Genomic DNA, 9,754 nt, shown 5'->3' with positions numbered 1-9,754 from the left:
ATATTATTGATATTATTGATATTGTTGAGAATAATTTTAAAAAAGTTATTTCATTCTTAACCGTATGTTCAACCTTAATTGGTGGATTGATACTATTAAAGTATTCTATTGATATTAACTATATTCCTATAAATTTTAGCTTATCAGATGTTTTCTCTTTAACTGTATTTTCATTAATTTTTGGAGCTTTTTCTTTATTTGTATTTTTATGTTTTTGGTTATCAAGCGGATTAATTTTACACTTAATATCCATTTTACTTACCAATTCCATTGCAGTAAAAATCACTCCAAACATTCTAAAAGATAAATTAATTTTATCAATTTTGAATAGATATAAAATATCAAAAGTTGATGTGGTTTTTAATTCAATTATTGCATCATTTTCTTTTATATTTCTTTATTTGTATTTGGAAATATTTAGTTTTTCAGACTTTTTTGCTGTTAATGGTATTATTATTTCCCTTAGAGTTCTTTATAAACATTTAAAATTGCAGATAGTTAAGAATAGTTTGGAGAGTGATGTTTATGATAAAATTAAATACGATAAAAAGCTTTTTTCTATGTACTGTTTTATCATACCAATAATACTATTATTTTTTATTTTCCCAAAGTTAAACTTAGTTGTTCATATTATGAATTTTGCTGATGTTAGAAATTACAATGTAGATATTCATATTAAAGAACCATATTATCATCAATTTCAAGAATGCAATATGCCATTACAGATTAGCTCTTTTGGAGATAAATATAGAAAAATAGAAAATGTTAATATTGATTTGCAAAATGTTGATAGAAATATAGTTGTTAATATAAAGCACAAAACAACTTCAATTTGTGATAGAGTTATCATTAAGAAACTTGATGATAATGTTTTTGTAATAGATAAGCGAGAACCAAAATGACCCGAATTTCACAAACTTTTGCTATCCTAAAACAGCAAAACAAAAAAGCCCTAATCCCCTATATTATGGCAGGCGACCCAAATCCGTCCGTTACGGTGGATTTGATGCACGAGCTTGCCCTTCACGGGGCGGACATTATTGAAATTGGTTTGCCATTTAGCGACCCAATGGCGGACGGGGCGGTGATTAGTCTGGCTGGCGAGCGAGCGTTGGCAGGTGGGACGAGTACCACGCAAGCGGTACAAATGGTGGGCGAATTTCGTAAAACCAACCAAAGCACGCCTGTGCTGTTAATGGGTTATCTCAACCCTGTGGAGATTATCGGTTATGATAATTTTCTCAATCTGTGCGAGCAAAATGGCGTGGATGGCTTGCTACTGGTGGATTTACCACCCAATGAAACGAGCGATGATTTGTCCGAGCAACTTGCCCAAAAAGCGATTAACCAAATTTTCCTACTTGCCCCTACGACCGAAAAAGACCGCCGTCAAGCGGTGCTAAAACGCGGCTCAGGCTTTATTTATTATGTGTCGGTCAAGGGCGTTACAGGCTCAAGGGCTTTGAATACTGACGAAGTGGCAAGACAGGTACAAGCCATTAAGGCGGATACCGAGTTGCCGATTTGTGTGGGCTTTGGCATACGAGACGGCGAGAGTGCCAAAGCGGTGGCGACATTTGCAGACGGTGTGATTGTCGGTAGTGAATTGGTGCGTCATTTTGCCGATGTGGGCGATGACAAGGACAAGTTGGAGCTTGCCATTGATAAGGTGCTTTCAAAAATGGACGAGTTACGCCAAGCCATTGATAGCCTTTAACAAAAACCATTTGCCAAATCATCAAAACAACTGTAAACTATGCCTATTTGAATGTTAATTAGGAATACCATGACTGACACCCAAGCCCAAACGCCAACCACATGGCTAAACCGCCCTGTACCGTCTATCAAGCAAGACCGTATCGTTCAGCCGTCTGCGGTGGAGACCGAGCCGTCCACCGAATGCCCAAATTGCCACACGCTGACGACCAACACCAGCTTGATTTTTAATCAATACGTCTGCCCCGACTGCGACCACCATTTAACAATGTCGGCTCGCAAGCGGTTAGAGTGGTTTTTTGACAGCATTACAGGCGAGCTTGGGCAAAACTACCAAGCGGGCGACCCCTTAAAATTCACAGACTCTAAGCCTTATCCTTTGCGTATGAGCGAAGCCCAAAAGACCACAGGCGAGAGCGAAGCCTTGATTGTCATGAATGGCAAAATCAAGAATTTGGAGCTGATTGCTTGTGCGTTTGATTTTAAATTTATGGGCGGTTCTATGGGTTCGGTGGTGGGCGATAGGTTTGTCATGGCGGGCGAAAAAGCCCTTGCCGAGCGTAAACCGCTTGTTTGCTTTGCGTCTAGCGGTGGGGCAAGAATGCAAGAAGGCTTGCTATCACTCATGCAAATGGCTCGCACGTCTGCGGTCATCGAACGCTTGCGTTTGGCGGGCGTGCCTTATATCGTGGTGCTGACCAACCCTGTCTATGGCGGGGTTACGGCAAGTCTTGCCATGCTGGGTGATGTGCATATTGCCGAGCCACGTGCGATGATTGGCTTTGCAGGTAAGCGAGTGATTGAGCAGACCGTGCGCGAAGTGCTTGAAGAGCCGTTCCAACGTGCCGAATTTTTGCTGGATAAAGGTACGGTGGATATGGTGGTACACCGCCATGAGCTTGTGGCTACCGTTTATCGACTGCTGACCAAGATGATGAAATTGCCGAATGTGGGTTGATAAATCGTGCTATAATACCAAAACTCTAAAAAGGGTTTTGGTATTTTTATTGGATAATACAAGGAAAATTATATGCGTCTTTTTATCATCATAAAGCATTGCTTTGACTGAATCCCGTGAAGACATTGCCGAATTGTCTGATGATGCGAATATTAACACCATTATTGACTATGTGGAAAACTATGGCAAAGATATATCAGTCAATCACGATGATACTGAAGACGATCGATATGGAGAGGAGCTTGAAAAAGTTTATAAAAACTCACCCACCGTACATTATATGTTTTCAGAAATGCATAGAATAACAGAGAGTCTTGGTTATAATAGTGAACCTAATCCAGAATTTTAAACATTGATGGCAGTCAGTAAATTATGAAAACCCCTCAAACCGTTTCCGAGTGGCTCAATTATATGGGCAACATTCACGTCTCCGCCATTGACATGGGGCTTGACCGTGTGCTACCTGTCGCCCAAGCGTTGGGCGTATTAAAAGACGACTTGCCACACCGCCCCTATGTCCTTACAGTCGCAGGCACCAATGGCAAAGGCTCGACCACCGCTCTCATCAGCGAGATTTGCACCCAAGCTGGCTACAAAACCGCCCTGTATCAATCCCCCCATTTGATAAGTTTTAACGAACGCATTAAAATCAATGGGGTAGATGTTGATGATGAGTTATTGATAAAAGCCTTTAATGCCTGTGAAAAAGCCCGCACGGACTGTGATGTTTCTTTATCGTTTTTTGAAATGACGACGTTATCGGCATTTTGGATTTTTAAAGAATTAAAATGCGATGTTTGGGTATTAGAGATTGGTTTGGGCGGACGGCTTGATGTGGTGAATGTCATTGACCCTGATATTGGCGTGATTACCAATATCGGCATTGACCATATTGATTGGCTTGGCGATGATAGAGAAAAAATCGGTTTTGAAAAAGCAGGGATTATCCGTGATAATATGCCTGTTATATATGGCGAGCGTGATATGCCAAATAGCACATCCCAAATTATCCGTGATAAAAATGCCAAATGCCATCATTATGGCAGGGACTTTATTTATCAAGCACATGATAAAGATTGGATATATACTAATGGGGCGATGACATTAGATTTACCCAAACCAAATATCGCCCTGATGAATGCCAGTAATGCCATCAGTGCGATATTGGCAAGTGCATTAACCATCAGCATAGACGATATTAAAAATGGCTTAAACAATGTCAAATTATCAGGGCGATTTGACAAAAGAATGATAAATCGTAAACAATGGATTTTTGATGTTGGGCATAATACGCACGGCATACAGTTTTTAATGGATTTATTTATCCCATTTTGGCAAGACATTAAAACCAACCGCCCCACTGCCAAATTACATTTTGTCTTTTCTATGCTTGCCGATAAAGACATTGATGACGTGTTGGCGTTTATTAATACCTTTGATTTGCCCATTTGTGCATGGCATATTGGTAAGATTGACAATGTGCGAGCGGTGGCAGCGGACGAGCTACACACCAAAATCGCCACGCATTTGCCAAACGGTACTGTTTATACCCATGACAGCATTGCCCAAGCGGTGGCAAGCGTAGAGAGACAGGCGAATCATGATGACGTGATTTTGTGCTTTGGCTCATTTCATACGATAGGCGAGAGTTTGATTGCGTTGGGGTTGGCGGATGACCCACGTTCTGTCTAAGAAAATTGTAAAATCAGGATAAATCCGATTGGCTTTACTGTCTTTTATGGTAAAATAAAAACATTGTTAACAGACGTGATAAGACGATGATTTCAAAACAGTTATTATTAGGATTAAGTTTGGTTTTGGGTGGTGGTGTGATTTTATATGCCGTCAATCAAGGACAAAGCGACACCGCCCAAAACGTACAAACTGCTAAGACCACCCCCCAAACAGACAGCGTGGCAACCACTGCCGATGACGGCGTGGCTCGCCCGACCGTTGAGCCTTTGACCGTGGACATGGCGACCGAGAGCAAACTTTTGACCGCCAAACAAGAAGCCCGAGAAGCTCGCACGCTTGCCCAAGAAAAAGAAGCCATGGCACTCATCGAAGCCCAAGAAAAAGCCCAGCAACTGGCTCTTGATAAGGCGACCGCTGAGCAAAAAGCCTTAGCCACAGCCACGCCTGCCGACACGTTGACGGTGGAAACACGCCCCGAAGCCATTGCTGTTGCCAAGGCACAGGCGGAGCGTGAACGCTTGGAAAAACTTGCCAAAGAAAAAGAGCTAAAAGCTAAAAAAGAGCAAGAACAGCGTGAAAAAGACGACAAAGAAAAAGCCAAAAAAGAACAGGACGAGAAAGCCAAAGCCGATAAACGGGCGAGTGAACGTGCCGAAAAAGCCAAGGCGGATAAGCTAAAAGCCCAAAAAGAACAAGCTGAGAAAGAGAAAAAAGAACAAGCCAAAAAAGCCCGTGATGAAGCCCCACAAAATGCCAATAATGGTCAGCACAAAGTGGTGCGTGGCGACGGTTTGATTAAGTTGTCTCGTCAGTATGGCGTGCCTGTCTCTGCTCTTGCCGAAGCCAACAACATGGGGCGACACGACCCCCTACCGCTTGGCAAAACCATCAAAATCCCATCAAAAGCACAAGTAGCACGCTTAGAGCGAGAAGCCAAAGAGCGAGAAGCCCAAAAAGCTGCTGCCGCCAGTGCTGATAAACGCCTAAAAGAAGCCCGTCAAAAGGGCAGTGACGGCGATGGTAATGCCCGCTATGGCGTGCAGGTGTCGCTGGCTGACAACCAAGCCAAAGCCGATGAGCTTGCCAAAAAATACCGAGACGCTGGCTATAAGGTCAGTACCAGTCAGACCAGTCGTGGCGTACGAGTACTGGTCGGTTCAGAGAAAAACCAAGACGCCGCCGCCGCTTTGCGTGACAAAATCAAAAACGACAGTCGTGTGGACGGCAGTGGTGCATGGGTAAAACGTGTGCAATAACCACCAAAAAGCACAGGGCAACTTGTGCTTTTATTTTTATTTAATTTATTGAGAGATGTTATGACCGCCATTACTGATTTTTTAGAGAACCTTGCCCAAACATTTGACGACAGCCAAATCAAAACCGACCCCGACAGCCTAGACAACTGGGGTAAGGACTGGACAAAGCATTTTGCTCCTGCCCCATCTGCTGTTGCCTTTCCCAAGACAACCGAGCAAGTTGCCCACATCGTCCGCCTTGCCAATACCCATAGCATCTGCCTTGTGCCAAGCGGTGGGCGTACAGGCTTATCGGCAGGGGCGGTGGCAAGCAATGGCGAAGTGGTGGTAAGTTTTGACAAAATGAACGCCATTGGGACATTTTATGAAGCCGACCGCATGGTGGAGGTCGAAGCTGGCGTGGTTACCAAAGCCTTGCAAGAATTTGCCGAATCCAAAAATCTATACTATGCGGTGGATTTTGCGTCATCGGGGTCAAGCCAAATCGGTGGTAATATCAGCACGAACGCAGGTGGCATTAAGGTGATCCGTTATGGCATGACTCGTAACCAAATCCTAGGCTTGACGGTGGTAACAGGCAAGGGCGATGTTTTGGAGCTAAATGGCGGTATGCTAAAAAACGCCACAGGGTACGATTTTCGTCATCTGTTTATCGGAGCAGAAGGCACGCTTGGCTTTGTAACTCGTGCATTGATAAAACTTGAAAAACAGCCTGTGAATTTAACGGCAATGGTTTTGGGTGTGCCTGATTTTGGCTCGGTGGTTAAATTGCTTGATAAGTTTGGTAAAGCATTAAACTTAACTGCTTTTGAATTTTTTGACAGCGTGGCAATCGATAAGGTATTGACCGCAGGACACGCCAAAGAGCCGTTTGAGAGCCGTACGCCTTTTTATGTTTTGCTAGAATTTGAAGCCGTGTCCGATAACGTGCTAGACACCGCCATGAGTGTATTTGAAAGTTGCACCGAAGACGGTCTTATTGAAGACGGTGTGATGAGCCAAAGCGTGGGGCAGCTGCACGAGCTTTGGAAGTTGCGTGAGAGCATTTCTGAGACGATTTCGGTATTTACGCCTTACAAAAATGACGTGTCGGTGCTGATTACGCATTTGGGTGATTTTATCAATGACATTGAACAGATTGTCAAGGACAATTATCCTGATTTTGAGATTTGTTGGTTTGGGCATATTGGCGACGGCAATTTGCACCTAAACATCCTAAAACCTGACCATCTCACCAAAGACGACTTTTTTGCAAAATGCCAAACGGTGAATAAATACGTCTTTGAAACGGTTAAAAAATACAAAGGCTCAATCAGTGCCGAGCATGGCGTGGGCATGACCAAAAAGCCGTATTTGGATTATACCCGCTCGCCTGCCGAGATTGAATACATGAAAGCGGTGAAGGCGGTATTTGACCCCAATGGCATTATGAACCGTGGTAAGGTGTTTGATATTTAAGATGTTTGATGGTTAAGGATTGTTAAATTTAAAAACCCATCTTAATAAATTCATCAAAGAGTTTTAAATTACCACAAATTTATGATATATAAATGTAGGGACGTGCTGAGCACGTCCTTTAATATGCCGTTATTTTCATAGGTGTGTACAGCACACCCTTACAAAGCCTGTGGTAAATATCAAGTTCGTTAGCTATAAGACGGTTTTTATTTGTAAAATGATAAAAAAACTTCGCAAAACTTTATTAACCGCCTTGACCTACCTTGTGATGTTTGTCGTCATCTATACGGCGGTCAATCTGTGGCGGTCGCCTGTCATGCCTGACAGTCCCAAACTTGTCTATCAAAACAGCACAGGGCAAGTGGTCGATGTCGTCTCACAAAGTTATGATACGCCTGTGCTTGTCTACTTTTGGGGGTCGTGGTGTGGGGTGTGTCGCACAACCAGCCCCAACGTCCAAGCCCTGCACGCTGATGGTCGTGATGTGCTAAGCGTGGCGGTGTCATCGGGCGATGACAATGAATTACTTGCTTATATGAACAAACACGGCTATGATTTTTATACCATCAATGACCAACATGGGGCGGTATTTGGCGAGTGGGGTGGACAGGTAACGCCATCCTTTGTGATATTAGATGACGGCAAAGTCGCTCAAAGTTTTACGGGCATCGCACCGCTTTGGTTATTAAAATTACGGCTGTGGTGGGCGGGGATGTAGCTTAGATGATACCATATTTGTAGGCTGTTTTAACTTTCTCACAAAAGCATTTTAAAGGTTTATACTGCCCTTACCGCCTTTATCCAACTTACAACAAAAAATCCCAAACGCTGATTTGGGATTTTTTAAGCCTTGGATTTTTCAAGTCTAGGGCGTGCCTGCCTTTGGTATTTGCAATGAAAAATGAGAAAAATCGCACGTTTTTCAAGGAAAATTCCGCAGTTGATATTGAAATATCAACAAGGATTTTGACTTTGAGCCACAAGATTTAGCCATTTTTCATGCAAAAATTGACAAAACAATAAGTTTTATCTCATTTGTATAAAATGTTATCAATGGTAGGCACGTCCTAGTATTTACCAAATATCCGACTTCACTTTCTCTTTAAGCAAAGGGTGCTTATCAAGCTCAAAGACAGGCTCTACTTTTCCTGCTTTTAGCTGACCGCTGTAATCCTTGATGAGTGCAAAGACATATTTTGACAATAGCACGATGGCGATAAGATTGATAAATGCCATGGTTCCCATGGTCAAATCGCCCATATCCCACACCACCGCAACTTTTGCCACCGCCCCAAAATAGACAAAGCCCAGTACCAACACACGGAAGGTGTTAAGCACCAAGGGGTTGTTTTTCAAAAATTGCATGTTGGACTCGGCATAGGCATAGTTGCCGATGATGGTCGAGAACGCAAACATAAACAGCAAAATCGCCAAGAAATACTGACCCCATGCCCCGACATGGCTTTCAAGTGCCACCTGTGTTAGCTGTACGCCGTCCGCCACGCCTGCTGGCAACTCTGACAGCAAAATCACAAATGCCGTACACGAGCAGACGATGAGCGTATCAACAAACACACCCAGCATCTGAATCACGCCCTGCTCAACAGGGTGCTTAACGTCCGCCGCCGCTGCTGCGTTAGGGGCGGAGCCTTGACCTGCTTCGTTAGAATACAGACCCCGCTTAATACCGAGCATCATCGCCTGCGAGATAAGAGCCCCAAACAGACCACCGCCTGCCGCTTCATAAGTAAAGGCTTTGGTGATGATGAGTGAGACCACGCTTGGGATTTGAGTGATGTTGGTGATGATAATATAAAACGCCACAAGCAGATACAGTGCCGCCATGACGGGGACGATTTTCTCGGCAATCTTAGAAACCCGAGCGATACCCCCAAAGATAATCGGTGCCGTCACGGCAACCAACACCCCTGCCACGATGTGCTTATAAGTCGCCCAACTGGCTTGGCAGGCATCATCAGCTCCCACACACCCTGTGGCGGACTGTATGGCTTGGGTGATGGTGTTGGACTGAATGGACTGATACACAAACCCAAAGCAGACGATGAGTGCCACGGCAAAGACCACGCCAAGCCACTTTTGTCCAAGCCCCTGCTCAATATAGTAGGCAGGACCACCACGGAATTTGCCCGTGATGGGGTCTTTGATTTTAAAGAGCTGAGCAAGACTAGACTCGGCAAGTGCCGAACACATACCAATCAGGGCGATGAACCACATCCAAAACACCGCCCCTGCTCCGCCAACACTGATGGCGATCGCCACCCCTGCAATGTTCCCGACACCGACACGACTCGCCAATCCTGTTACAAACGCCTGAAATGACGAAATCCCTTGGTTCTCGTCATGTCCTTTGCGACTTGCCAGCATGGTTTTGATACTTTGCCCAAACAGGCGAAACTGAGCGAACCCTGACATGATGGTAAAGAAACACCCCACGCCCACAAGCACCCACACTAGGATGTCCCACAAAGGTGCATTGATGGCATTGACCGCACAATGGAGTTTATCAACCGCATCTGTCGCTTGGGCGGTACATTCAGAAAAAGACATGCTTATCCCCTTGATATTTATTTTGTCAAATTGACATAAATATAACTTTTACTTATATATTACCAAGCAAGTATTATATATCATTTTTGTAGTGTTTTGAAAA

The 9,754-nt window shown here is 44.0% G+C and carries 9 protein-coding genes; 8 read left to right on the top strand and 1 reads right to left on the bottom strand.

All coding sequences use genetic code 11. From position 1 onward, the window contains the following. The 8 genes from B5J93_RS04595 to B5J93_RS04560 all read left to right on the top strand — a co-directional run. The coding region (locus tag B5J93_RS04595; RefSeq protein ID WP_158080686.1) for a hypothetical protein at nt 1-902 on the top strand (902 nt) is incomplete at its 5' end. After that, nucleotides 899-1,717, top strand: a complete 819-nt coding sequence (gene trpA / locus B5J93_RS04590) for a tryptophan synthase subunit alpha (RefSeq protein WP_079325009.1) — start codon at nt 899-901, stop codon at nt 1,715-1,717. The genes B5J93_RS04595 and trpA, both read left to right, overlap by 4 nt. A gap of 69 nt (nt 1,718-1,786) precedes the next feature. Further along, nucleotides 1,787-2,674, top strand: a complete 888-nt coding sequence (gene accD, locus B5J93_RS04585) for an acetyl-CoA carboxylase, carboxyltransferase subunit beta (RefSeq protein WP_079325007.1) — start codon at nt 1,787-1,789, stop codon at nt 2,672-2,674. 103 nt (nt 2,675-2,777) lie between these two features. Continuing rightward, the gene (locus tag B5J93_RS04580) at nt 2,778-3,023 is read left to right on the top strand and encodes a hypothetical protein (protein WP_079325005.1); all 246 of its coding nucleotides are present in this window, start codon (nt 2,778-2,780) and stop codon (nt 3,021-3,023) included. A 23-nt stretch (nt 3,024-3,046) separates the two neighbouring features. Continuing rightward, the gene (gene folC, locus B5J93_RS04575) at nt 3,047-4,366 is read left to right on the top strand and encodes a bifunctional tetrahydrofolate synthase/dihydrofolate synthase (RefSeq protein ID WP_079325003.1); all 1,320 of its coding nucleotides are present in this window, start codon (nt 3,047-3,049) and stop codon (nt 4,364-4,366) included. 86 nt (nt 4,367-4,452) lie between these two features. Next, on the top strand, nt 4,453-5,625 hold the full coding sequence (locus tag B5J93_RS04570) for an SPOR domain-containing protein (protein ID WP_079325001.1): 1,173 nt from the start codon (nt 4,453-4,455) through the stop codon (nt 5,623-5,625). Between the two features lie 60 nt (nt 5,626-5,685). Continuing rightward, the gene (locus B5J93_RS04565) at nt 5,686-7,083 is read left to right on the top strand and encodes an FAD-binding oxidoreductase (RefSeq protein WP_079324999.1); all 1,398 of its coding nucleotides are present in this window, start codon (nt 5,686-5,688) and stop codon (nt 7,081-7,083) included. A 217-nt stretch (nt 7,084-7,300) separates the two neighbouring features. Further along, entirely contained in the window at nt 7,301-7,801 is a 501-nt protein-coding gene (locus B5J93_RS04560) for a redoxin family protein (RefSeq protein ID WP_079324997.1), read from the top strand. A 356-nt stretch (nt 7,802-8,157) separates the two neighbouring features. Here the strand turns inward: B5J93_RS04560 and B5J93_RS04555 are convergent, their stop codons facing one another. Beyond that, a complete protein-coding gene (locus tag B5J93_RS04555) occupies nt 8,158-9,651 on the bottom strand; it encodes an alanine/glycine:cation symporter family protein (RefSeq protein ID WP_079324995.1) in 1,494 nt (497 codons plus the stop codon). Nucleotides 9,652-9,754: the final 103 nt, after the last annotated feature.

The sequence above is a fragment of the Moraxella equi genome (genome assembly GCF_002027555.1).
Lineage (GTDB): Bacteria > Pseudomonadota > Gammaproteobacteria > Pseudomonadales > Moraxellaceae > Moraxella > Moraxella equi.
The sequence above is the reverse complement of the archived record's forward strand: the minus strand, read 5'-3'. Positions and strand labels throughout refer to the sequence as shown.

Coding starts and splice junctions, on each gene's coding strand:
- B5J93_RS04560 (WP_079324997.1), top strand. CDS start 7,301: ATGATAAAAAAACTTCGCAAAACTTTATTAACCGCCTTGACCTACCTT.
- folC (WP_079325003.1), top strand. CDS start 3,047: ATGAAAACCCCTCAAACCGTTTCCGAGTGGCTCAATTATATGGGCAAC.
- trpA (WP_079325009.1), top strand. CDS start 899: ATGACCCGAATTTCACAAACTTTTGCTATCCTAAAACAGCAAAACAAA.
- B5J93_RS04565 (WP_079324999.1), top strand. CDS start 5,686: ATGACCGCCATTACTGATTTTTTAGAGAACCTTGCCCAAACATTTGAC.
- accD (WP_079325007.1), top strand. CDS start 1,787: ATGACTGACACCCAAGCCCAAACGCCAACCACATGGCTAAACCGCCCT.
- B5J93_RS04555 (WP_079324995.1), bottom strand. CDS start 9,651: ATGTCTTTTTCTGAATGTACCGCCCAAGCGACAGATGCGGTTGATAAA.
- B5J93_RS04570 (WP_079325001.1), top strand. CDS start 4,453: ATGATTTCAAAACAGTTATTATTAGGATTAAGTTTGGTTTTGGGTGGT.